At 65.8% G+C, this 24,862-nt stretch carries 19 protein-coding genes, 1 pseudogene and 2 riboswitches; of the genes and pseudogenes, 14 read left to right on the forward strand and 6 right to left on the reverse strand.

Annotated features, from left to right (window positions below; translation table 11 throughout):
• Positions 1-322 precede the first annotated feature (322 nt).
• From cueR to PSO31014_RS19465, 3 genes and pseudogenes are all read right to left on the reverse strand, one after another.
• A pseudogene (gene cueR / locus PSO31014_RS19455) lies at positions 323-712 on the reverse strand (Cu(I)-responsive transcriptional regulator); the annotation flags it as partial.
• Positions 713-719: 7 nt separating this feature from the next.
• A complete protein-coding gene (locus PSO31014_RS19460; protein ID WP_150553126.1) occupies positions 720-1,526 on the reverse strand; it encodes an endonuclease/exonuclease/phosphatase family protein in 807 nt (268 codons plus the stop codon).
• 173 nt (positions 1,527-1,699) lie between these two features.
• Positions 1,700-4,210, reverse strand: coding sequence for a heavy metal translocating P-type ATPase (locus PSO31014_RS19465; protein WP_150553127.1), 2,511 nt, complete (start codon positions 4,208-4,210; stop codon positions 1,700-1,702).
• Between the two features lie 271 nt (positions 4,211-4,481).
• Between PSO31014_RS19465 and PSO31014_RS19470 the strand changes: the two genes are divergently transcribed.
• The 3 genes from PSO31014_RS19470 (at position 4,482) to PSO31014_RS19480 (ending at position 6,684) form a co-directional block, all read left to right on the forward strand.
• Complete coding sequence (locus PSO31014_RS19470) at positions 4,482-4,682, forward strand: heavy-metal-associated domain-containing protein (RefSeq protein ID WP_150553128.1); 201 nt, start codon at positions 4,482-4,484, stop codon at positions 4,680-4,682.
• A 228-nt stretch (positions 4,683-4,910) separates the two neighbouring features.
• A riboswitch (FMN riboswitch) is annotated at positions 4,911-5,090 on the forward strand.
• A 97-nt stretch (positions 5,091-5,187) separates the two neighbouring features.
• Positions 5,188-5,931 (forward strand): 3,4-dihydroxy-2-butanone-4-phosphate synthase, encoded by a 744-nt coding sequence (ribB, locus tag PSO31014_RS19475; RefSeq protein WP_150553129.1) that lies wholly within the window; start codon positions 5,188-5,190, stop codon positions 5,929-5,931.
• Positions 5,932-6,117: 186 nt separating this feature from the next.
• Complete coding sequence (locus PSO31014_RS19480) at positions 6,118-6,684, forward strand: PaaI family thioesterase (protein WP_150553130.1); 567 nt, start codon at positions 6,118-6,120, stop codon at positions 6,682-6,684.
• Between the two features lie 106 nt (positions 6,685-6,790).
• Here PSO31014_RS19480 and PSO31014_RS19485 read toward each other — a convergent pair whose 3' ends face one another.
• Positions 6,791-8,572, reverse strand: a complete 1,782-nt coding sequence (locus PSO31014_RS19485) for a cation:proton antiporter (RefSeq protein WP_150553131.1) — start codon at positions 8,570-8,572, stop codon at positions 6,791-6,793.
• 460 nt (positions 8,573-9,032) lie between these two features.
• Here PSO31014_RS19485 and PSO31014_RS19490 point away from each other — a divergent pair, with 460 nt between their 5' ends.
• The 4 genes from PSO31014_RS19490 to PSO31014_RS19505 all read left to right on the forward strand — a co-directional run bounded on the left by PSO31014_RS19490 (position 9,033) and on the right by PSO31014_RS19505 (position 12,605).
• Positions 9,033-9,719, forward strand: a complete 687-nt coding sequence (locus PSO31014_RS19490) for a DUF2848 domain-containing protein (protein WP_150553132.1) — start codon at positions 9,033-9,035, stop codon at positions 9,717-9,719.
• A 44-nt stretch (positions 9,720-9,763) separates the two neighbouring features.
• The gene (locus tag PSO31014_RS19495) at positions 9,764-10,483 is read left to right on the forward strand and encodes a GntR family transcriptional regulator (RefSeq protein WP_246176877.1); all 720 of its coding nucleotides are present in this window, start codon (positions 9,764-9,766) and stop codon (positions 10,481-10,483) included.
• 2 nt (positions 10,484-10,485) lie between these two features.
• Entirely contained in the window at positions 10,486-11,871 is a 1,386-nt protein-coding gene (locus PSO31014_RS19500; RefSeq protein WP_150553133.1) for an amidase, read from the forward strand.
• 221 nt (positions 11,872-12,092) lie between these two features.
• Positions 12,093-12,605, forward strand: coding sequence for a disulfide bond formation protein B (locus PSO31014_RS19505; RefSeq protein ID WP_017234196.1), 513 nt, complete (start codon positions 12,093-12,095; stop codon positions 12,603-12,605).
• Between the two features lie 95 nt (positions 12,606-12,700).
• Here the strand turns inward: PSO31014_RS19505 and PSO31014_RS19510 are convergent, their stop codons facing one another.
• Positions 12,701-13,666 (reverse strand): LysR substrate-binding domain-containing protein, encoded by a 966-nt coding sequence (locus PSO31014_RS19510; protein ID WP_150553134.1) that lies wholly within the window; start codon positions 13,664-13,666, stop codon positions 12,701-12,703.
• 191 nt (positions 13,667-13,857) lie between these two features.
• Between PSO31014_RS19510 and xdhA the strand changes: the two genes are divergently transcribed.
• The 7 genes from xdhA to PSO31014_RS19545 all read left to right on the forward strand — a co-directional run bounded on the left by xdhA (position 13,858) and on the right by PSO31014_RS19545 (position 24,043).
• Positions 13,858-15,330: a xanthine dehydrogenase small subunit gene (gene xdhA / locus PSO31014_RS19515; RefSeq protein ID WP_150553135.1), complete on the forward strand. Its 1,473-nt coding sequence runs from the start codon at positions 13,858-13,860 to the stop codon at positions 15,328-15,330.
• 12 nt (positions 15,331-15,342) lie between these two features.
• Positions 15,343-17,691 (forward strand): xanthine dehydrogenase molybdopterin binding subunit, encoded by a 2,349-nt coding sequence (gene xdhB / locus PSO31014_RS19520; RefSeq protein WP_150553136.1) that lies wholly within the window; start codon positions 15,343-15,345, stop codon positions 17,689-17,691.
• On the forward strand, positions 17,691-18,770 hold the full coding sequence (xdhC, locus tag PSO31014_RS19525) for a xanthine dehydrogenase accessory protein XdhC (protein ID WP_150553137.1): 1,080 nt from the start codon (positions 17,691-17,693) through the stop codon (positions 18,768-18,770). The genes xdhB and xdhC overlap by 1 nt, the downstream gene beginning before the upstream one ends.
• Before the next feature lie 86 nt (positions 18,771-18,856).
• Positions 18,857-19,897, forward strand: coding sequence for an adenosine deaminase (locus PSO31014_RS19530; protein WP_150553138.1), 1,041 nt, complete (start codon positions 18,857-18,859; stop codon positions 19,895-19,897).
• A gap of 277 nt (positions 19,898-20,174) precedes the next feature.
• A complete protein-coding gene (locus PSO31014_RS19535; RefSeq protein WP_246176882.1) occupies positions 20,175-21,599 on the forward strand; it encodes an NCS2 family permease in 1,425 nt (474 codons plus the stop codon).
• Positions 21,600-21,618: 19 nt separating this feature from the next.
• Positions 21,619-22,956 (forward strand): guanine deaminase, encoded by a 1,338-nt coding sequence (gene guaD, locus PSO31014_RS19540; RefSeq protein ID WP_150553139.1) that lies wholly within the window; start codon positions 21,619-21,621, stop codon positions 22,954-22,956.
• A 328-nt stretch (positions 22,957-23,284) separates the two neighbouring features.
• Positions 23,285-23,469: riboswitch (yybP-ykoY riboswitch) on the forward strand.
• Positions 23,470-23,485: 16 nt separating this feature from the next.
• The gene (locus PSO31014_RS19545) at positions 23,486-24,043 is read left to right on the forward strand and encodes a TMEM165/GDT1 family protein (RefSeq protein ID WP_130027900.1); all 558 of its coding nucleotides are present in this window, start codon (positions 23,486-23,488) and stop codon (positions 24,041-24,043) included.
• A gap of 170 nt (positions 24,044-24,213) precedes the next feature.
• Here the strand turns inward: PSO31014_RS19545 and PSO31014_RS19550 are convergent, their stop codons facing one another.
• Positions 24,214-24,834, reverse strand: coding sequence for a DUF4136 domain-containing protein (locus PSO31014_RS19550; protein WP_174976592.1), 621 nt, complete (start codon positions 24,832-24,834; stop codon positions 24,214-24,216).
• Positions 24,835-24,862 lie beyond the last annotated feature (28 nt).

Raw genomic sequence — 24,862 nt, forward strand, 5'->3', positions numbered from 1 at the left:
GTCCTCCGAACACCGTCCTTATTGGCGTCAGATTATCAATTGCCCGGAAAACCTCCACGGTTTTCCACGATGAACCTAAAAAAAGCGCCGTCATTGCGGCGCGTCATAGGGGATGCCGGGCGTCAGCCGGTCATGTCGGCTTCATGTGTTAGGGCTGGGGGACGTGACGGATCTGCCCCTCGCTGTCACCGACCGAGCCGCCGGCCGAGGCCGGGGCATCGACGGCGGTCGCGGCATCTGAGGCTGTGGCCGACTGCGCCGGACCGCACGACGCTACCGCGCTCGCGAAACGCCCCCCCTTACCGCTCAGATCGCCGGGAAGTTCAGCGGCAGCGATCCCCTCCAGTATCGGACAGTCGGGACGATCATCGCCGTGACAGTGCATGGCGAGATGAGAGAGCGTGTCGCGCATGGCCACTAGTTCACCGATGCGCTGGTTGAGTTCATCGACATGAGTCTGCGCCAACGCCTTCACCTGCGCGCTGGATCGGTCGCGATCCTGCCATAGCGCCAGCAACTGACGGATCTGATCGATCCCGAAACCCAGCCGCCTCGCCTGACGAATGAAGCGAAGCAGATGGAGATCCGGCTCGCCGTATCGCCGGTAACCTGCCTCGGAGCGGGGACTCGGGGGCATCAGGCCGATACTTTCGTAGTACCGGATCATCTTGGCCGTCACGCCGCTGGCCTGCGCCGCTTGTCCGATGTTCATGGCTGCCTCACTGGGGGGAACGAGGGTTGAACGACGGGGTGGAGGAACCGTTCATCGTCTTGTCGGCGTCCGACGGCACAAGTCGGGCGCTGATCGGTGAATGATCGGAAATCCGTGACCAGGGACGCCCGTGCAAAACCTGCGCCCCTTCGATATGAAAGCCTCGTGCGTAAATGCGGTCAAGTCGTAAAAGCGGCAATCCGCTCGGAAAACTGCGCGCCGGACGCCCCCCGCGGTTCTGAAACACCTCGGTCAGCGCCAAGCGTTCCGCCAGCAACCGGTCCGCCTGATTGCTCCAGTCATTGAAGTCACCCGCGATAATCAACGGCGCATCGGCGGGAATGGCGTCGGCCACACGCTCCGTCAACATCTCGAACTGGCGACGGCGACCGTGTCCGGCCAACGACAAATGCACACACAGGCAATGCAGCGGCTGCTTCAGACCCGGTACGGCAATCTCGCAGTGAAGCATGCCGCGCTTCTCAAAACTATAGGTTGTGATGTCGTGGTTGTCCGACCTAACGATCGGATAACGGCTCAGGATCGCATTGCCATGATGCCCCTGCTCATAGACGACATTGCGTCCATACGCGTGATCGCGCCACATGGCACCGGCCAGAAACTCGTGTTGCGGCTGCACCGGCCAATTCCTGTGACGCACCGCATGCCCCTGATGCAGGCCCTGCACTTCCTGCAAGAAGACCAGATCCGGCGCAAGCCCTTCCAAGCCAGCGCGCAGTTCGTGAACACGCAGACGGTTGAATGCGGAAAAGCCCTTGTGGATGTTGTAACTTGCAATGTGGAGACTATTCATGTTCGGCAGGATTCATTCCGCGCCAGAAGGCAGACGATATCAGTCAAATGATGCCGCTTTCGACGAATTTCAAGTCAGTTAAAAATTCAGGCAACGCATCGAGCGGTTACCGACCGCGCGTCCCCCTAACAAATTCATTATGCGCCGTTCGCCTTGTGCCCGGGCGCCCCCCCTCAAGCGCCGGCGCTGACGTCTTGCGTCGCCGATGAACGCCAGCGCCGCAGCAGCAACGCGTTGCTCACCACACTGACGCTGCTGAGCGCCATCGCCGCCCCCGCAATCACCGGGCTCAACAGCCCGAACGCCGCCAGCGGAATCCCGACCACGTTGTACGCGAAGGCCCAGAAGAGGTTCTGGCGAATCTTCGACCAGGTGCGACGCGACACATCGATGGCATCGGCCACCCGCAGCGGATCGCCGCGCATGAGCGTGATGCCCGCCGTCTGCATGGCAACGTCGGTACCCGAGCCCATCGCGATGCCGACGTCGGCCGCTGCCAACGCCGGGGCGTCGTTAATGCCGTCGCCCACCATCGCTACGACCGCGCCGTCGCGCTTGAGTTGCGCGATCACCGCCGCCTTGTGCTCCGGCAGCACGTTGGCATGCACTTCGTCGAGTCCCAACGCGTCGGCGACCGCCTTGGCGCTCCCTGCGTTGTCGCCGGTCACCATCACGCAACGCACGCCGAGCGCATGCAAGCGTTCGACGGCCGACCGCGCCGTGGCCTTGAGTGTGTCACCGAACGCCAACAGACCCAGCAAGCGCGCCGGTGCGTCGCCATTTGCGCCTTCCCCTGCAGTCTCAACCAGCCACGAGACGGTACGTCCCTCGGCCGCCAGCCGCGCTGCCTCGTGAGCCAGCGCCCCTTCCGAGACACCCAACTCCTCAAGCAACCGCGCGTTCCCCAACTGCAGCGTATGACCGTTGCGCGAGGTGCCCGCATTCTCGACGCCCCCAACACCCCCACCCTCCCCAACTTCCTCTATACGTGCCCGCATCCCTCTCCCCGGCAGCGCAGCGATGTCGAATGCCGTCGGCACCGCCGAGGTCAGCCCGGCTTCCGCTGCGGCCGTCGTGACCGCCTTCGCCAGCGGATGCGAACTGCCCGACTGCACCGCCGCGGCCCATCGCAGCAAAGTATCGGCGCGCACCCCCGTCACGGGCAGGTGTGCCACGAGGCGCGGCTTGCCCTCGGTCAACGTGCCCGTCTTGTCGAACGCCACGACGCGGATGCGGTGCGCCAGTTCGAGCGCTTCGGCATCCTTGATGAGAATGCCCTGCCGTGCCGCCGCGCCGGTGCCCACCATGATCGCGGCAGGCGTTGCCAGACCCAGCGCACACGGGCAGGCGATGACCAGCACCGCCACCGCATTGAGCAACGCTGTCTCCAGGCCGATGCCGAGGCCCCAACCGACGACCAGCGTCACGACCGCGACCAGCACCACCACCGGCACGAACACCGCGGCCACCCGATCGACCGCGCGCTGGATCGGCGCCTTGCCCGCCTGTGCGTCTTCGACCATGCGGATGATGCGGGCCAGGGCCGTATCGGCGCCGACCGCCGTCGTCTCCACCCGCAGCGTACCGGCGCCGTTGATCGAGCCGCCAACGACCTTGTCGCCGCCTGCTTTTTCGATCGGCAACGGTTCGCCGGTCAGCAACGACTCGTCGAGTTGGCTCGCCCCCTCGCGAATGACGCCGTCGACGGGCACCCGTTCACCGGCGCGCACCACCACCCAGTCGCCGACCTTCACCTGGCCCAATGGCACCGTCACCTCGCTCGCCGCGCCCTGCGGATCGCGCAACACGCGCGCGGTCTCGGGACGCAAGGCCGCCAGCGCACGAATCGCTTCCACGGTGCGACGCTTTGCGCGCGCTTCCAGCCACTTGCCGAGCAGCACCAGCGTGATGACCACGGCCGCCGCTTCGAAATACAGATGCGTCATGCCGTGCGCCGGGGCGCGCCACCATTCGTAAAGACTCAGCCCATAAGCCGCCGACGTGCCCAATGCCACCAGCAAATCCATATTGCCGCTACCGGCGCGCACCGCTTTGTACCCCGCCCGATAGAAGCGCGCCCCGAGCCAGAACTGCACCGGCGTGGCGAGCAACCATTGCACCCACGGCGGCAGCATCAGATGAATGCCGAAGGGTTCGAGCAGCATTGGCAGCAACAACGGCAGGGACAAGACCGCCGCCACGGCAACCGGCCACCACGCCGGCCCTTCGTGGGATGCGGCCGCCTGCGCGGGGTCCGTGACTGGCGACGCCTCATATCCCGCCTGCTCCACGGCAGCGGTGAGCGCCGCCACGTCGACCACGCCACGCACCCCGCGCACGGCGGCACGCTCCGTCGCCAGATTGACGTTTGCCTCGACCACCCCAGGCACCTGGCGAAGCGCCTTCTCCACACGCCCGACGCACGATGCGCACGTCATACCGCCAATCGCCAGCTCGAACGATTGCTCCGCCACCTGGTAGCCCGCGTCGTTGACGGCCGTCTCGACCGCCCCAAGCAGCGCCACGGGCGTCACGCCAGGTGCAGCTTCCACGGCCGCCGTCTCGGTCGCGAGGTTGACGTTGGCGCTGGCCACGCCCGGCGCACGCCGCAATGCCTTCTCGACGCGCGTCACACATGAGGCGCAAGTCATGCCTTCAATACCGACCGACCAGTTCCGAATCATTTCAGGGTCTCCAGGAGGACTGTCATCATGCGTCGAAGCATAGACCTTTCCATGAAGGGAAGGTAAAGCCGCCAGCGTCAATCTGCCGCACGCCTTGCCATGACAACCTCGACATTTACTACGATAGCGCGCTCGGAACCGCTCGGGTTTGGGCGACGTCTGGGCGATCCAGCGAATACACTGAAAATAGCGCTTGAGCTTCCTGTCGTAGGAAGGTCTATCATCGGTTTGTCTGATCACCGTCACCGAAACCGCTTTCAAGGAGTGCAACATGCAAGTGCAAGTCGAAGGGATGAGCTGCGGTCATTGCGTCAAAGCCGTCACGCGTGCGATCACCGAGCGCGATCCCGCCGCCAAGGTCAATGTGGACTTGGACTCGGGTCGCGTCGACGTCGAAAGCCGACTCTCGCCCACTGAGGTCAGCGCCGCCATCGCCGACGCCGGGTATACCGTCAAAGGCACCCACGCCTGAGCATCACCCGGCACTTCGGATGTCGCGCAACGCTCGCTTCGGCGGTCGGCGCGACATCCGCGCCGGCCGCCCTCCCGAGCCGACGTCGAGCCCCTCCCTCGCCATCATTCCCACGTGCGCCGCGCAGTCTTCCCTGCAGCGCAGCAACACCCTGTGCTACGCTCTCTCTCGCCGACTACGCAACAACGCCACGCGATCAGTGACTGCGAGGTGCGCTGCGTGCGGCATACACGTCTTCAGGGCGGGGTGAAAGTCCCCACCGGCGGTAGGTGACGCCACGCAGTGCAAGCTGCGTGTGTCATGAGCCCGCGAGCGCCTGCCACCGTCGCTTACGTGACACTGGCAGGGTCAGCAGATCTGGTGCGAAGCCAGAGCCGACGGTCATAGTCCGGATGAGAGAAGATGCGTCGATACCCGCGCGCCATGGGACGCCGTCTCATGGAGGCGTCCGTTCGCATGCCCCGAAAACGTTTTTCGCCCGATTGATTTACGCGAGGAGCGTTTCATGTCCGTTACCCAAAGCACCACTCAAGCCGTACCGCAAGCCATCACATCGACAGCACACACGGCCGATGCGACCCGTACAACCGACGATCTGCACGCCTACCCGGCGTTCGCCAACCTGGCACCGGTCGACGTCCGTCTGGCAGCCTCGCTCGACGCCATGCGCGACGGCCGGCCGGTCATCCTGATGGACGACCTGGACCGCGAGAACGAGGCCGATCTGATCGTTGCCGCCGAGAAAATCACGCCGGCCACCATGGCCATGCTGATCCGCGAATGCAGCGGCATCGTGTGCCTGTGTCTGCCTGACGAGACATTGCGCCGTCTCGAGCTGCCGCCGATGGTCGAGCAGAATCAGAGCCGTCATGGCACGGCCTTCACCGTGACAATCGAGGCGCGCCAGGGCGTGAGCACCGGCGTGAGCGCCGCCGACCGCGTGACCACGATTCGCGCCGCCATCGCCGACGATGCCCAGCCCGCCGACCTGTCCCGCCCGGGCCATGTCTTCCCGCTGCGTGCACAGCCGGGCGGCGTGCTGACGCGTCGCGGTCACACGGAGGGCTCGGTCGATCTGGCGGTGCTTGCCGGTCTGAAACCTGCCGCCGTGCTGTGCGAGCTGATGAATCCAGACGGCACGATGACACGCGGCGCCGACATCGAGCGCTTCGCCGAGCAACATGGCCTGCCGATCCTGACCATCGACGAGTTGGCCCGATATCGTCGCAGCCACGCCCAAGCGGCCTGAGCCGGCGGCGCGGCCAGCCCCCTCCTTCCGAGGTACCGACCAACCCGAATCACGGCGATGGCGTGAGCCGCCGTTGCCGTGATTCGGTCTCGACGCTTCCCTCTAACGCCGAAACCCCCGGGGCGCACCGCGACTTTTATAATCTCGCGCCATCGCTTGCCTGATAAAAGTTACGAGGAAAACGCCATGAATACCCGACCGGATGCCGCCGCCATACTGGCGCAATGGGAAGCCGACGAAGCCGCCGTGCGCGAACGACTCACACGTAACGGTCCGCTACGCTACGGCGTGGCAACGCCGTCCGACGTGATCGGCCTGTCGGGCACGGAAATATTTGAAGCGATGTTCGACGGCAAGCTGCCGCTGCCGCCGATCAGCGAGACACTGGGCTTCATCGCCATTGAAGCCGCGAACGGCCGCGCGGTTTTTCAGGGCCGCCCGGCGTTGCCCTATTACAACCCGCTCGGTGCCATACACGGCGGCTGGTTCGCCGCGCTGCTCGACTCCGCCGTCGCCTGCGCGGTGCACTCCACGCTACCCGCCGGACGCAGCTACACCACGCTCGAACTCAAGACCAATATGGTGCGCGCCCTCACCCGCGACGTGCCTTGCGTGCGCGCGGAAGGCGAAGTCATCCAGGTCGGGCGTCAGGTCGGCATCGCCGAGGGCCGCATCGTCGGTCCGGATGGCACCCTGTATGCGCACGCCACGACGACGTGCCTGATCTTCGACTTGCCGCCGCGCAAGGCATAAGGGCAGCGCCACGCCATGAAAAAGCCCGCCGGGGAAGCCAATCCACCGGCGGGCTTTTGTGTCGCTGCGCGCCGTCGTCAGGACGTCGCCACGGCTCGCACGTCGCTCAATGCGGGGAGCCGCCGCCCTGCTCGCTATCGGGCTGGTGTTCCAGCGTCTCCTTGAGTGCGATCTGCAGCTTGGCGTGCATGCGCACGAACCAGCTCCGCATGATGATCGCCAGCACCACCGTTCCCGCCACGATCAGCACGACCATCTCCGTGGACGGCAGAATACTCGCCGACAAGGCCGCCACCAGCAGGATCACTCCGACCATGGCGGCAATCGGCAGGATCTCGGCCACCACGCGTCGCACCTGATACGTGTAGCGTCCGGTCAGGCTCGGCGGCACCGACAACTCCACAAGCAGGAGCGAGAGCGATTTGAGCTTGCGGTACACCGCGATCAGGAACGGCAGCGACAGCACGAGCGCCACGCCCCAGACCACCGCACTTTGCAGGCTCGGGTCACGCACCCACGGCGACATCAGCGCCGCCAAACGCCGATAGAAGAAGGCGCCGCCGAGGAAAATCGTCACCACGAGCGCAAGATTGATCGCCACGCTCATCACAATGCGACGCACGATGCCGACGAGCGCCGCGCTATCGCCCGTCAGATGAATGCTCTGCAACCACTGCGTGTACTGACGCAGCACGTATGACAGACGCCCGGGCATCATGCGGCCGAGCCAGCCCGTGAACGGATCGGCGCTCTTGATCAGGTACGGCGTGAGCAGTGTCGTGATGACCGAGACGGCGACCGCAATCGGGTAGAGGAAGTCGCTCGTCACCTTGAGCGACAGCCCGAGCGACGCGATGATGAACGAGAACTCACCGATTTGCGACAGCCCCATGCCCACGCGCATCGACGTCCGGCCGTCCTGACCCGAGAGGTACGCCCCCAGCCCGCACGAGACGATCTTGCCGATCACGACGGCGAGGGTGATGACGAGAATCGGCCAGATGTACGTGGCCAGCACGTGCGGATCGAGCAGCAGCCCGATCGTGACGAAGAACACGGCGCTGAACATGTCGCGCAGCGGTGCGATCAACCGTTCGATCGTATGCAGCTCACGCGCCTCGGCCATGATCGCGCCGATCAAAAACGCGCCGAGCGCCACGCTGTAACCCATCTGGATCACCAGCAGGCAAAAGCCGAAGCACAGGCCGAGCACGACGACCAGCAGCATCTCGTCGCTCTTGAATTTCGCCACGTACGCGAGAATGCGCGGCACGAGCAGAATGCCCACCACAAGCGACACCACCATGAACAGCAGCAGCTTGCCCAGCGTAAAGGTGGCCTCGCCGGCGTCGACCGAGCCGCTGATGGCAATGCCCGAGAGCAGCGCGATCATGCCGATGGCGAGCACGTCTTCCACGATCAGCACGCCGAAGATGAGCTGGGCGAATCGCTCTCGCTTCATGCCGAGTTCGTCGAGCGCCTTGACGATGATGGTGGTTGACGAGACGGCGAGCATCGCGCCGAGGAAGATCGAGTCCATCGCCTTCCAACCGAAGAAGCGGCCGATCTCGTAGCCGAGCCAGAGCATCAGCACAATCTCGGTGATCGCCGCCACGAACGCCGTCACGCCCACTCGCGCGAGCTTGCGCAAGCTGAACTCCAGCCCCAGCGAGAACATCAGGAACACGACACCGAGTTCGGCCAGGATGCCGATCGTCTTCTCGTCATGTATCAGCGCAAACGGCGGCGTATACGGGCCGATGATCACGCCCGCCACGATATAGCCGAGCACGACCGGCTGTCGGAATCGGTTGAAGATGACCGTCACGATGCCGGCCAGCAGCATGATGACGGCCAGATCCTGAATGAAGTCGATGGCGTGATGCATCCGATACGTTCTCCCCGCGGCGCGTTGCGCCGATTTTGCTGCTTTTTGATGTCACGCCAGCCGCGCGCCGCTTCCCTGACGGGCCGCCGCGACGATGCAAAACGTGATGCTTGATGAAGGTGGGAAGCCGGCGTTGTGCCGCCGGCTTGATTGACGTTGCGCTCGTTCGCCCGGTCGTCACTCGGGCATTGGCCGCCGGGCCGCTGGCCCGCCGATCCCCCTGAGGGGCTTCGGCCCCGCGATCGGTTCGACAAAAATCAGACGAATATCCAGCCCAATACCGATGCCGGTTCAATATACGCGATGGGCGAACACGCACGCAACCCAGGATTGACGGGGCTTTTCATAAAAAATTCCCGATATTCGTCGCGCTCGACGAAATTTTTCCGCTTGCTTTTTGTCTTCCGACCATGTGAAATATCACACAAATATCAATCGAATTTCACAGGAGTGGTCACGTATGCGTTCCCATCTGTCCTTCACGGTGTTCGGCGACGGCCCCCCTGCGTGCGTCGAGGTGTCCGTCGACACGTTGATCATCGCCGGCTGGGCCGGACGCGATCGCGACGCCGTCGAGCACCACATTGCCGAGTTGGCCGCATTGGGCGTGCGCCGTCCGTCGAGCACGCCGTGCTTCTACCGACTGGCGCCCGCGTTGCTCGCGCAAGACGACACCATCGATGTCGTCGGCCAGACGAGCAGCGGCGAAGCCGAATGCGTGCTCGTTCGCCACGGCGGCGATTTGCTCGTGAGCGTGGGCTCGGATCACACCGACCGCGAAGTCGAAGCCTATGGCGTGACCGTCTCGAAGCAGGTCTGCGCGAAGCCGGTGGCCCGCGACGCGTGGCGTTTTGCCGACGTCGCCCCGCACTGGGATCAGCTGATGCTGCGCTCCTGGGTGACGTGCGACGGCGAACGGCGCCTCTATCAGGAAGGAACCGTGGCCAGCCTGCTTTCGCCGCAGGAATTGATGGACAAGCTCGGGCCGGACGGCCTGCCGGCGGGCGCCGCCATGTTCTGTGGCACACTCGCTGCCATTGGCGGCGTGGCTGGCGGTGAGCAGTTCGAGATCGAACTGCACGACCCGGTCCTCGGCCGCACGATCCGACATCGCTACGCCACGCAGGCGCTGGCGATTGCCGACTGACGCCGTCCGACGCCGACGCAGGCTGACCGAACCGCCCCACCCCGATGACCAACGACACCCCCGACGACACGCTTCTCGCGCCCCATTCCGCTGCGTTCGCTGCATCCGCTGCTGTCACCCAGGCCACCACGGATGGCCGCAGCCTGACCGAGCGCGCGTATGACGCGATCAAGCACGACATCATCACACTGCGCCTGCGCCCGGGCGAGGCGCTCAACGAAGCGCAGTTGATGCAGTCGACGGGACTCGGACGCACCCCGGTGCATCAGGCGATGCACCGCCTTGCCCTCGAAGGGTGGGTGGTGATCCTGCCGCGCAAGGGCGCAATGGTCGCGCCGGTCTCGCTCAACGAAGCGCTCGAGATCATCGACGTGCGCATGATCAACGAGACGTATTGCGCGGGGCTGGCCGCGCGCGCCGCCACGCCGGACGACCTCGCCGCCATCGAAGCCGTGCTGGCACGGTCTCAGGCGGCCATCGCCGCACGCGACGTGGCGGCGATGATGCGCATCGACCGCGACTTCCATCTGGCCATCTCGCGTGCCTCGCGCAACCAGACGCTCGCCGAGCTGCTGCGCGGCCTGCACGACCGCTCGCTGCGTTTCTGGTTTCTCGCCCTGTCGACGCCCAGCCATCTGGAAGACGTCTACGAGGAGCACCTCGAACTGTTTGAAGCGCTCGCCGCGCACGATGCCGAACGCGCCCGCCGGGCCATCGCCCGGCATATCGAAGAATTCCGCACCCATATCCTGAAAGCGATCTGACCATGAGCACCGACGCCATCGATCTGCAACGCCCCCTGTCCGACCTTGCCGCCGCGCTCGACGCCGGGCGCACCACCAGCCGCGCACTGACCGAGCAGGCGCTCGCGCGCATCGCCGATCCGGCGGGTCAGGGCAACGTCGTCTTCACGCACGTCGACGCGCAAGCCGCGCGCAGCGCCGCCGACGGCCTCGACGCCCTGCGCCGGGCCGGTGCACGTCTGTCGCCGCTGATGGGCGTTCCCGTGTCGGTGAAGGATTTGTTCGACGTGGCCGGACAAGTTACGCGCGCAGGGTCCAAAGTCCTGTCGAACGCCGCCCCGGCCAAGCACGACGCCCTCGCCGTGGCGCGTCTGCGTCAGGCCGGCGCCGTCATCATCGGCCGCACCAACATGACCGAATTCGCCTTTTCCGGACTCGGCCTGAACCCGCATTACGGCACGCCGCGCTCGCCTTGGCAGCGTCAGGCCGGGTACATTGCCGGGGGATCGTCGTCGGGCGCGGCCGCGTCGGTGGCCGATGGCATGGCGGCGGTCGGACTCGGCACCGATACGGGCGGCTCGATCCGCATTCCGGCGGCCTTCTGCGGCCTGACCGGCTTCAAGCCAACGGCCGCGCGCACGCCGCGTGACGGCGCCCTGCCGCTGTCGACGTCGCTGGACTCGGTCGGCCCCATCGGCCGCTCGGTCGATTGCTGCGCCTGGGTCGATGCGATCCTTTCGGGCCATGCCGTCGACGACACGCTGCCGGCACCGCGCGACGTTCGCGGCATGCGCTTGGGCGTATTGACAAACTTCGTACTGGACGGGGCGGAACCCGCCGCCATCGCGATCTACGAGCGCGCCCTCGCCACGCTCGCCAAGGCAGGGGCGACGCTGGTGGAATTCCAATTCACGCCGTTCGAACAGTTGCCCGCCATCAACCGCTTCGGCTTTTCGCCCATCGAGGCCTATGCGTGGCATCGCAAGCTGCTGGCCGAACGTGCGCAGGACTACGATCCGCGTGTGCTGGTCCGTATCCGGAAAGGAGAACCGGCCGGCGCCGCCGACTATATCGACCTGCTGAACGCCCGCGCCGCGCTCATCGCGGCGGCGGCCCCCGTCTGGCAGAGCTTCGACGCGGTGCTGTGCCCGACCGTGCCGCTCACGCCACCGGCCATCGCGCCGCTCGAGGCGAACGACGACACGTTCACGGCCACCAACGCACTGGTGCTGCGCAACCCGACGGCCATCAACATGATCGACGGCTGCGCGTTTTCGCTGCCGTGCCAGGCCGAGGGCGAAGCGCCCATCGGCCTGATGGTCAGCGCCGCGGCGGGCGACGACGCACGCCTGTTCCCGGTCGGACGCGCCATCGAGCACGCCCTGCGCTCGGCAGGCCTGGGCGGTTGATGTCGGCAGCGCGGGCGGCGGCACCGCTCGCGCTGCGTCGCAACACCGGGCCATGGCCGTCGGTGCAGCGTGCGCAACCGTCTCACTTTCGGGCAAATAGTTCCGTAATTTTTCGACTCACGCATGCCTCGGGCTGGGGTTACAATGCCAGCCCAAGTGCCTGCCGCCCGGCGTCATGCGGGATCGAGCGGGATTCGTGATGGCCTACCGCCCGAAGTGAAATGAACGCTCAAATCGACCCGGCCCTGCGCCGCGAACGCCTGCGGTACCTCCTGCTCACCGTCGTCTGCCTCGCCCTACTGGGCGGCGCGCTGTACTTCCAGTACGTGCGTCACGAGGACCCGTGCCCGCTGTGCATACTGGCGCGTTACGCGCTCGTGCTGATCGCGATCTTCGGTCTGGCCGGCGCGGTCTCGCGTGGCTGGGCGGGTATTCAGTTCGCGCGTGTGCTTGCCGCTTTGTCGGCGATCGGCGGCATGGCGGCGTCGGGGTATCTGATCTACGTGCAGGCCAATCCGCTGGTGAGCTGCGGGTACGACGTGGTCGAGGCATTCGTCGATGCGTTGCCGACGTCGCGCCTGCTGCCGCAAGTCTTCCAGGTTCAGGGGATGTGTCAGACGATGTACCCGCCGATCCTCGGTCTCACCCTGCCGATGTGGTCGCTCGCCGCGTTTGTCGTGATTTTCCTCTCGCTGGCGTTGCATCGTCCGCGTCGCGCGATTTCGCTGCGCTGAGCGTCACGCGTCTCCGGGGCCGCCCGCCTTCGGGCAGCGGCCTCATCTCGTCGCCGCTTTAGTCGTTCAGTCGTTTAGTCGTCCGTTCCCCGCCATCAAGGTCGCGCCAGCACGGGCGCCGGCGTCCCGCCGCCGTTCGCGGCATCGAGCTCCGTTGCCACCTCCGCCACGCGCCGGCGCAGCCACGTCACCTCCGGTGCGGCATGCGTGCGCTCGTGCCAAAGCTGATAGAAACGCATCGGCGGAAAGGCAAAGGGCGACGGCAACACGCGAATCGGCAGATAGCGGGCATAGTGCTGCGCAAACTGCCGCCCCGTCGTGAACACCAGATCGGTGCGCATCAGCACGTACGGCACGAGTCCGAAGTACGGCATCGTCATCTGGATATTGCGACGCAGGCCCTGCTCGGCCAGACATCCATCGATAAAACTCTGACGCTCGGCCACGTAAGGCGTCGGCGCCAGATGCGGCAATTCCAGATAATGCTTAAGCGAAATGCCCTTGTTCGCGAGCGGATGTTGCGCGCCCAACATGCAAACCACTTCGTCGTCGAACAGCCGGGACATGTGCAGTTGCGGCGGCGGCTCCAGCCAGTTGCCGATCACCACGTCGAGCGAACCGTTCTCCAGCGCGCCCGCGTAGTCGAAGGCCGTGTTGATCGGCTGCACGTGCAGCCGCGCCGAGGGGGCATCACGACGCAGCACTTCGGCGATATTGGGCAGGAAGACGGCGTCCAGGTAATCGGGGGCACCGAGGCGGAACGCCCGGGTGGTGGTCTGCGGCGCGAATTCCGTAGCGGGATGGGTGATGCGCTCGATGGCGGCGAGCGCGTCGGTGGCGTAGCCCAGCAGCTCCCTGCCACGCTCGGTCGCCACCATGCCGCTCTTGCCGCGCACCAGGATGGCGTCGCCCGTGATCTCGCGCAGGCGGCGCAGCGAGTTGCTGATGGCCGGCTGCGACTGGCCGAGCTTGAGCGCAGCGCGTGAGACACTCTGCTCGGTGAGCAGTGTGTGCAGTACCCGCAGCAGGTACGCGTCGATCTGTTCGCGGGGTCTTTGCATGGGGGCGGGCGCGCTCTGCGAGGCTTGGGGTCGAGCCATAGTTTATGACAATGCCACGTCATCGGGGCGACCGAATAGCCATCATCATGGCGGCGAAATATTTACCCCCGCCGCCGGTGCTATCTTCGGCTCATTCCCACGCCGGCCATGTCCCGGCGCGCCCGCAATCCCACTGCACTACACTGAGAACCATGGAGACACAAGCCATCCGCTTCTATTACCGCGGCAAGGTGCACGAGGTCACTGGCGAAGCCACGACCCGTACCGTGCTTCAGTACACGCGCGAAGCCCTGCACTGCACCGGCACCAAGGAAGGGTGCGCCGAGGGCGATTGTGGCGCCTGCACCGTCGTGATCGGCGAACTGGCCGACGATGGCAACTTGGCGCTGCGCGCGGTCAATGCCTGCATCCAGTTCCTGCCCACGCTCGACGGACGCGCGCTCTTCACGGTCGAAGACCTGCGCGCCCCCGACGGCGCGCTGCATCCGGTGCAGCAGGCGCTCGTGGACTGTCACGCCTCGCAATGCGGCTTCTGCACGCCGGGCTTCGTGATGTCGCTGTGGGCCATGTACGTGAACCGCCCGGCGCAGGCCGGCTGCCCGACCCGCCGCGAGATCGACGATGTGCTCTCCGGCAACCTGTGCCGCTGCACCGGCTATCGTCCGATCGTCGACGCCGCCCAGCAGATGTTCGACCTGCCGCGCCAGGAATTCGACCGCGCGGCGCTGGCGAAGCAACTCCAGGCTTTGCGGCGCGACGACACGCTGTCGTATTCGCACGACGGCCAGGTCTTCCACGCCCCGCGCACGCTGGCCGAGCTGGGCCGCCTGCGCGCCGCCTACCCGGACGCGCGCATTCTGGCCGGCAGCACCGATGTCGGTCTGTGGGTCACCAAGCAATTCCGCGCGTTGAAGCACCTGGTCTATATCGGCCAAGTGGCGGAACTACGCGAGATTTCGGAGGGTCCGAACGGCATCTACATCGGTGCGGGGGCCTTGCTCAACGATGCGTTCGATGCGCTCGTCAACCACTACCCGGCACTGGCCGAACTGCGCCAGCGCTTCGCGTCGTTCCCGATCCGCAACGCTGGAACGCTGGGTGGCAACGTCGCGAACGGCTCACCCATCGGCGACTCGATGCCCGCGTTGATCGTGCTCGGCACGCGCATCGTGCTGCATCGCGACGGGGCCGTGCGTGAAATGCCGCTCGAAGACTTTTACGTGGCCTATCAGAAGAACGCGCTCGAAGCGGGCGAATTCGTGCAGGGCATCCGCGTACCGCTGCCCTCGGCGGCGCAACGCTTTCGTACCTACAAGCTGGCCAAACGTTTCGATCAGGACATCTCGGCGGTCTGCGCGGCCTTCGCGGTCGAACTCGACGGCGAGATCGTGCGCTCGGCACGCGTGGCCTTCGGCGGCATGGCGGCCACGCCCAAGCGCGGCAGCGCCATCGAAGCCGCGCTGAGCGGCCAGCCCTGGACCGACGCCACCGTGCGCGCGGCGATGGCGGCCGTACCGGCCGACTACCAGCCGCTCACGGACATGCGCGCGACCAGCGCCTACCGGCTCGCCGGCGCGCAGAATCTGCTGTATCGTTTTTTCCTGGAGACGCGCCTCGATGCGCCGCTTGCGGCACACGAAGTCAACGCGTTCGCCAACGTCTAACCGGAGTTGCCCATGAACACGCAAGTCGAAGGCTTCATGACGCAGACCGGTGCCACGGCAGGCGCCAGTGCGCAGGTGGGCCGCTCGCGTCCTCACGAGTCGGCCGAACTCCACGTGGCCGGCGAAGCCACCTACACCGACGACATCCCCGAACTGCAAGGCACGCTGCACTGCGCGCTCGGGGCGTCTCCGAAGGCGCATGCGCGTGTCCTCTCGCTCGATCTCGACGCCGTGCGTCGTGCGCCGGGCGTGGTCGCGGTGCTCACCGCCGCCGACATTCCCGGCGTGAACGATTGCGGTCCGGTCGTTCACGACGACCCGATTCTCGCGGACGGCCTTGTCCAGTACATCGGTCAGCCGATGTTCGCCGTGGTGGCCGAATCGCATGACGCGGCCCGCCGCGCCGCACGTCTGGCCAAGGGAGAATACGAAGACCTGCCCGCCATTCTCACGCCACAGGCCGCCAAGGCCGCGGGGGCCAGCGTGCTGCCGCCCTATCAACTGCGCCGTGGCGACGCCGACGCCGCGCTGCAAGCCGCGCCGCACCGTGTGAGCGGCACGTTCGAGTGCAATGGGCAGGAGCAGTTCTATCTCGAAGGGCAGATTTCGTACGCGATTCCGAAGGAAAACGACGGCATTCACGTCTACTGCTCGACGCAGCACCCGACCGAGATGCAGGCGCTCGTCTCGCACGCACTGGGTTGGCACAGCCATCAGGTGCAGGTGGAATGCCGTCGCATGGGCGGTGGCTTCGGCGGCAAGGAATCGCAGTCGGGGCTGTTTGCCTGTGTCGCCGCGTTGTGCGCCACGCGTCTGAAACGCCCCGTCAAGCTGCGTCTGGATCGTGACGACGATTTCATGATGACCGGCAAGCGCCACGGCTTTTACTACGAATACGACGTCGGCTTCGACGACGATGGCCGCATCACGGGGGCGAAGGTCGACATGACGCTGCGCGCCGGCTTCTCGGCCGACCTGTCGGGACCGGTCGCCACGCGCGCCATCTGCCACTTCGACAATGCCTACTTCGTGCCGGACGCCGACCTGCGCGCGCTGTGCGGCAAGACGAACACACAGTCGAACACGGCGTTTCGCGGCTTTGGCGGCCCGCAGGGCGCGCTCATCATGGAAGTCGTGCAGGACGCCATCGCACGGCGCCTGGGCAAAGACGCGCTCGACGTACGCCGCGTGAACTTCTACGGCAAGACCGAGCGCAACGTCACGCCGTACGGGCAGGTCGTCAAGGACAACGTCATTCACGAACTGGTCGCGCAACTGGAGCAAACGAGCGAGTACCGCGCACGTCGCGACGCCGTGCGCGCGTTCAACCGCACGAGTCCCGTGCTGCGCAAGGGCCTCGCGCTCACCCCGCTCAAGTTCGGCATTTCGTTCAACGTGCAGGCCTTCAATCAGGCGGGTGCGCTGGTGCACATCTATCGCGACGGCTCGATGCTGGTCAATCACGGCGGCACCGAGATGGGCCAGGGCCTGAACACGAAAGTTGCGCAGGTCGTGGCGCACGAGCTGGGCGTTGACCTCTCGCACGTGCGCGTGACGGCGACCGACACCAGCAAGGTGGCGAACACGTCGGCCACGGCGGCTTCGACGGGCGCCGACCTGAACGGCAAGGCCGCGCAGAACGCCGCGTGGCAAATTCGCCAGCGTCTGGCCGCGTTTGCCGCGCAGAAGTACGGCGGTGCGCCCGACGACGTGCAGTTCGCCAACGACGTGGTGAGCGTAAACGGCCACGACATCCCCTTCCCCGATCTGGTGGAAGCGGCTTATTGGGCCCGCGTGCAATTGTGGTCCGACGGCTTCTATGCCACGCCAGGCCTGTCGTGGGACGCCGCGAGCATGAACGGCAACCCGTTCTTCTACTTCGCCTACGGCGCGGCGGTCTCCGAGGTGGTGCTCGACACGCTCACCGGCGAATGGCGTCTGCTGCGCGCCGACGTGCTTCACGACGCGGGAAAATCGATCAACCCCGCGCTCGACATCGGGCAGGTGGAAGGGGCGTTCATTCAAGGCATGGGCTGGCTGACGACGGAAGAACTGCGGTGGAACCAGGAGGGCAAGCTCATGACGCACGCGCCGTCCACGTACAAGATCCCCGGCATCAGCGATTGCCCAACGGATTTCCGCGTAGCGTTGTTCGAGAACACGAACGTGTCGGATTCCATCCACCGCTCCAAGGCCGTAGGCGAGCCGCCGCTGCTGCTGCCGTTCTCGGTGTTCAACGCGTTGCGCGACGCGGTGGCGAGCGTGAACGACTATCGCGACGAGCCGGTGCTCAATGCGCCGGCAACGTCCGAGGCGCTGCTCGCGGCGATCACCGAGCTGCGCACGCGGAGCGCCGCCTGATGCATCGCTGGGTCGACGCCGCCCACAAGCTGCTGGTCCGCGGCGAGGCCGCGGTACTGGTGACGATCGCGCGCGTGGAAGGCTCCGCGCCGCGCGAAGCGGGCACGCATCTGCTCGTGACGCGCGAGCACGTGTGGGAGACCATCGGCGGCGGCCATCTCGAATGGCGGGCGATGGACGTCGCGCGCCAGTTGCTGCGCCAGTACGGACAGCAAGGCGCGCGGCACGTCGAGCGTTTCGCGCTCGGCCCGAGCCTCGGGCAGTGCTGCGGCGGTGCGGTCACCCTCGCCTTCGAGGTGCTTACGCTGGCCGATCTGGCCTGGGTGAGTGCCTTGCACAAGCGGCTCGCAGCCGGCGAGGCCAGCTTGCGCAGCGTGGCGTTCGGCGCGCCCGGGGCCGATGCGGCGGCCAGCCAGCAGCAAGGCGGCGCCGTTTTGCTCACGGCACTCGACCCGAGCGAACCGCTCGCGCATCCGCACACGTTGACCCGCGACGCCGACGACGCCGCCTGCTCGTTCTGGCAAGCCAGCGACGGCTGGCTCTGGCTGAGCGAGCGGCTGGCGCCCAGCGATTTCCAGATCGTGCTGTTCGGTGCCGGTCACGTCGGACAGGCCATCGTGCAGGTGCTGGCCACGCTGCCGTGCCGCGTCACCTGGGCCGACGAGCGGACCGAGACCTTCCCGGAAACGGTGCCGCCGAACACCGTCGTCGAGTCGACCGACACCCCCGAGGCCCTCGTCGCCGAGGCGCCACCGGGCGCGTATTTCCTTGTCATGACGCACAACCATGCACTCGATCAGCGCTTGTGCGAGGCCATTCTCAAGCGCAACGACTTCGCCTACTTCGGCCTGATCGGCTCGATGACCAAACGCCGTCAGTTCGAGCATCGCCTGCGCGATCGCGGGGTGCCGCCGGAGCGTTTCGCGCAGATGATCTGCCCGATCGGCGTGGCAGGCATCACCGGCAAGGCGCCGGCGACGATCGCGATCGCGGTCGCCGCGCAACTGCTGCGTGTGCGCGAGCAACAGATGCAACACAGCGGACCGGCCGCGTCGCAGGACACCGGCGTCCACGTTTGAAGGCCCCCTGGCGCCTGGGACACCGGGTGACCGACTGTCGCGGGCGACGGTAGAATCCCGCCCATCCCCCTCATCAAGACCTAGTCATGCCACTCACGCCCGAACTCGCCAAGACCCTTTGCGCCATGCCCAAGGCGGAGCTGCACGTGCATATCGAGGGCACGCTGGAGCCCGAACTGATCTTCCGGCTCGCCGAGCGAAACCACGTCACGCTGCCCTACCCGAGTGTAGAGGCGCTGCGCGACGCCTATGCCTTCAGCGATCTGCAGTCGTTCCTGGACATCTACTACGCGGGCGCGAGCGTCTTGCTCACCGAAGACGATTTCTACGACATGACGCGCGCCTACCTTGCGCGCGCGGCCGCCGACAATATCCGCCATACGGAAATTTTTTTCGATCCGCAGACGCACACCGCGCGCGGCGTGTCGATGGCGACGGTGATCCACGGCATCGAACGCGCACTGGCCGAAGCCGAGGCGCAGCACGGCATCACAAGCCGCCTGATCCTCTGCTTCCTGCGTCATCTGCCCGAAGCGGACGCCCTGCAAACGCTGGAAACGGCGCTGCCGTATTTCAACAGCCACGGGCACCGGCTCGTCGGCGTCGGCCTCGATTCGTCCGAGCAGGGCCACCCGCCCGCCAAATTCGCGCGCGTGTTCGCGCGGTGCCGCGAGCTGGGGCTGCACCTCGTGGCGCATGCCGGGGAAGAAGGGCCGCCCGCGTATATTCACGAGGCGCTGGACGTGCTGCACGTCGAGCGTGTGGACCACGGCGTTCGCGCCATTGAAGACGAGGCGCTGCTCGAGCGTCTGGCCCGGGAAAAGATCGCGTTGACGGTATGCCCGCTGTCGAACATCCGTCTCAAGGTGTTCGACCATATGGGTCAGCACACGCTGCACGCGTTGCTCAAGCGCGGACTGGCCGTCACGATCAACTCGGATGACCCGGCTTACTTCGGCGGCTACCTGAATCAGAACTTCCTCGCCACGTTCGACGCGCTGGACATGACGCTCGACGACGCTTACACCTTGGCAAGGAATAGTTTCGAAGCCTCGTTTATCGACGACAGCGAAAAACGGCGTCTGGTGGACGAATTAGCGCGTTTACGCGCCGCACAGGTGGGGTAAGCGTTAGCCGCGCCCCGTCGACCGGCCGCCCCGGACACCACCGCTCCCCACAACGCCCGAAGGCCCTTCGGGCTTTTTTTTATTCCGGCGCAACGCACACCGCGCCCCCATGCATCGCCACATCATCTCGCGATGATGTGGAACATGCCGCAAGGGGAATATTTTCGCCGGGGCCCGATGCTATTTTTCGAGCGTGCCCAGATAGGCGTCACGCGGTGCCCCCACACCTGCGGCGTCCTGCGAGCACGACACCTTAGAACATCGGAGACAACACCCCATGGACTCATCGCTCAGCCCTCCTGCGGGCAGTGCCGCGCCCGAAGCGGCCCACGACAGCACGCGCGTGGCGGGCGCGCAACCTGTCTCGACCCTCGACCGATATTTCGGCATCACCGCACTCGGATCGACGTTCCGTACGGAAGTGATCGCGGGTATCACGACGTTCCTTGCTGCGATGTACATCATCGTCGTCAACCCGGCCATTCTGTCGAAGACCGGCATGGCGTTCCCGGCGGCCCTGACCGCTACGGTGCTCATCAGCTTCTTCGGCAGTTGCGCGATGGGGCTCTACGCGCGCAATCCGGTGCTGGTCGCGCCGGGCATGGGGCTGAACGCGCTGTTCGCGTTCACGATGGTGCACGGCGTCGGCATGCCGTGGCAGACCGCACTCGGTTGCGTCTTCTGGTCGGGCATCCTCTTCGCGCTGCTCGCCGCACTCAATGTGCGACGCTTCGTGGTCGAGGCGATTCCGGCGAACCTGCGCTATGCGATCTCGTGCGGCATCGGCCTGTTCATCACCGTGATCGGCCTCGTCAACGCCCGGCTCGTGGTGGGTGACCCGGTCACCGTCGTGCGGCTGGCCCACTTGTCGCCGCCGACCGTCACGTTCCTCATCGGGCTGGCCATCACGACCGTGCTCGTCGCGCGCCGCGTGAACGGTGCGCTGATGATCGGCATCATCGCGACCACGCTCATGGCCATTCCGGTCGGACGTCTGTGGGGCGACGGCAGCGCGTACTTCCCCAAGGAAATCGCCACGGCCACGCTGGTGAACTTCCATGGGTTCTTCGCCGCCCCCGACTTCTCGGGGATCGGCCAGCTCGACCTGCTGGGTGCGCTCAAGGTCGCGTACCTGCCGTTCATCTTCGTGATGCTCTTCACCGCGTTCTTTGATACGCTCTCGACCTTCATGAGCATTGCCGAGGCCGGTAACATGAAGGATCGCGATGGCAATCCGCGCAATATGCGTCAGGCCATGATCGTCGATTCGTTCTCGGTGCTGATCTCCGGCCCGCTCGGCACGAGCCCGGCCAACGCCTATATCGAATCGGCCGCCGGCATTGCGCAAGGCGGACGCACCGGGCTGACCGCCGTCGTCTGCGCCCTGCTGTTCCTGCCGTTCCTGTTCGTGTCCCCGATGCTCTCGCTGGTGCCCGCCATCGCGACGGCCCCGGCGCTGATCCTCGTCGGGGTGTTTATGATGGAGTCCGTGGCGCGCATCGAATGGCACCGCATGGACGAAGCGATTCCGAGCTTCATCGCAGTCGTGATGATTCCGATTTCGTACTCGATCACCGACGGTATTGCCTATAGCTTCCTCGCGTTCGTCGTACTCAAGCTGTTCACGGGACGCGTGAAGGAGATCAAGCCGGCGATGTGGATCGTCGCCGCGCTGGCAGTGCTGCTGCTCACGCAAATGTAACGACGCAAGGACCCTGTACATGTCCACGACACACCAAGCCCTGCGCGCCGTGCGCGCGCAGCTGGTCTACTTCACGCACGATCCCTCGCGCGCCTATCTCGACGGCTCGCCCGGCACCGTGCACCACACTGACGGCCTCGTCGCCTTCGAGAATGGGCGCATCACCGCCGTGGGCGACTACGCGAAGGTGGCCCCCACGCTGCCTGACGGCACGCCGATCGAAGATCTGCGCGACAAGGTCGTCACGCCCGGCTTCATCGACACGCACATCCACTACCCGCAGACGGACATGATCGCGTCGCCCGCGCCGGGACTGCTGCCATGGCTCGAGAAGTATACGTTCCCGACCGAGCGCCGTTTCGAGAATCCGGCGTATGCGGCCGACGTCGCCCAGTTCTTCCTCGACGAACTGCTGCGCGTCGGCACCACGAGCGCGCTCGTGTACTGCACGGTGCATCCCGGATCGGTCGATGCGTTCTTCAAGGCCAGCGACGCGCGCAATCTGCGCATGATCGCCGGCAAGGTGATGATGGATCGCAACTGCCCCGACTTCCTGCGCGACACGGCCGAGAGCGGCGCACGCGACAGCGAGGCACTGATTCAGCGCTGGCACAACCACGGACGCCAGCTCTACGCGCTCACGCCGCGCTTCGCACCCACGTCGACCGAAGCCCAGTTGGGCGTTTGCGGCGAACTCGCCACGCAGTATCCGGACGTGTTCATCCAGAGCCACGTGGCCGAAAACACCGACGAGGTCGAATGGGTACGCTCGCTGTTCCCGGGGCACCGCAGCTATCTCGACGTGTACGACCACTACAAGCTGCTGCGCAAGCGTGCCGTGTACGGCCATTGCATCTGGCTCGACGAGCATGACCGTCGGCGCATGTTCGAGACCGGCACCGTCGCCGCGCATTGCCCGACGTCGAACCAGTTCCTCGGCAGTGGCCTGTTCGACTTCGCGGCGGCGGAAGCGAGCCGCATGCCAGTGACGCTCGCGACCGACGTGGGCGGCGGCTCGACCTTCTCGATGCTGCAGACGATGAACGAGGCTCACAAGGTGGCGCGGTTGTCGGGCTATCACCTCTCGGCCGAACGCATGTTCTACCTGGCCACCGAAGGCGCCGCGCACGCGCTGGATCTGCACGGCACCATCGGCACGCTGGCCGTGGGCGCCGAGGCCGACTTCGTGGTGCTCGACCCGAAGGCCACCCCGCTGCTCGCCCGTCGCACGGCACTGGCCGATTCGCTCGAAGAGCTGCTGTTCGCATTCGCCATGCTTGGCGACGATCGTGCCATCGCCACGACCTACGCCGCCGGCCAGCCGGTGCATCGCCGCGCGGACGCACTGACGCACTGACGCGTCCGCACGGTCGTTCGGATCGTTCGGATCGTTCAGGTTGTTCGGGACATTCGGGACGCTGCGAGACGTTGCAAGACGCTGTGAGACATCACGGAGCGTCACGTCTAACGCGAGAGAACGCGCGCCGTCGCCTTGGCACGACGCGCATTCCCTCGCGGTCACCGGTCGCGCGCAAGGGGCATGCGGCCGGGGATCTCCTTGGGCAGCCGATCGGCTGCCCTTTTTTCCTTGCCGGGTGTGCGCCCATCAAGTGCCCGACGAGCCCCCATCCAGCGGACAACACGCCCCCGTCATGCCCCCGTCACGCGACGAATGCTATAATCCGCTCCGATTCATTGGGGAGTAGCCGCCCTGTCAGAGACCATTGTCTTCGGCAGGGGCGTACGTCAACAGACTTGGCCGATTCCGGCTATGGCGTGCGCAGCCCTCGGGCCTGGCGAGACCGATGACGATGCTTCCGCCATCCGGGCCGGGACGCATGGTCATTGGCTCGCGTATTCACGGCCCGGCGGAGATAAAAAATACGATGTCCCCCTTCCTCGTCTCGACCGGTGTGGTCGCGCTCGCTGAAATCGGCGATAAAACCCAACTGCTGTCCCTCGTGCTCGCCGCGCGCTTCAAGAAGCCCGTGCCGATCATTCTTGGCATTCTCGTCGCCACCCTCGTCAATCATGGCTTTGCCGGTGCCGTCGGCGAATGGCTGTCCACGGCCATCAGTCCCGCCATCATGAAGTGGGCCGTGGTCGCGTCGTTCCTCGGCATGGCGATCTGGATTCTCATCCCCGACAAGCTCGATGACGAAGAGACCACCACGCGCCGCAAGTTCGGTGTGTTCGTGACGACCGTCTTCACGTTCTTCATCGCCGAGATGGGCGACAAGACGCAGATCGCCACGGTGATGCTCGCCGCACGCTACCAGGACTTCTTCGGCGTGGTGGCCGGCACCACGCTCGGCATGATGCTGGCCAACGTGCCGGCCGTGCTCGTGGGCCACAAATTCGCCGGCCGTCTGCCGACCAAGACCGTACACGCCGTGGCCGCCGTGATCTTCGCAGTGCTCGGCATCATCACGTTGATGCAGTAAACGGCAAACGCCAAGGCGAGTCGCGCGTCTCGAAGACACGTCGCCTCGCCTTGGCGTAAGTCTGTCGCATGCCGTTCGTCGGCGTGATCTCTGGATGACCGCCCGACGTCCGCCGGGTCTCTTCCCTGGCAACCTATCCCCTTCCCGCCCGCGGCCCGCCTGACGCCCGCCTAGCGCCCGACCTTCTGCTCGACATTGATCGTGCGCCCGCTAGGCAACGGCAACTGCCTGAGCGCGGCGTCGATCAGGTACGGCATGGCGGAAGCCAGCGACGTGCCCGCGTCACTGGTATTGGCCTGTACTCGGTAGACCTCCTTGCCGCTCGCACGGTCCGTGAAGCGCACCTGCAAACCGGCCAGCCCATACGCGTAATCCCGCTGAACATACGCCGGCGGCGCGCCGAACGGATAGCCGTAACCGCCCCATGGACGTCCCCAGGGTCCCCACGGCCCCCACGGGCCGGGCGCAAACATCGGGTCGTAGACCGGCTCGGCCACGCGCATCACCTGTTGGGTGATGCCATAGCTCATGCCGACCAGATAGTGCGCGCTCGACGGGCTTCGCTCGCTGAAGCCGTCTCCGGCCAGACGCGTTCGCAGCCACTGCTCGTAAGTCGCGTGCTCCTGATTATTCTGCTGTTCGGGCGTGCGCGTGAGCGCGTAAGTTCTCGGGCCGTCGAAGCCCGGTGAATCGCCGAACGCGGTCACCTGACTCGTGACCGTGCTGGCACACCCTGCCAACAAGACGGTGGCGACGGCCATCGTCGCCAGGGCCCATCGTTTCCCCATCATCAACGGCTCCAGTAAGAGGCCGGGCGCA

The organism is Pandoraea soli, from assembly GCF_902459595.1.
In the GTDB taxonomy this organism is placed as follows: domain Bacteria; phylum Pseudomonadota; class Gammaproteobacteria; order Burkholderiales; family Burkholderiaceae; genus Pandoraea; species Pandoraea cepalis.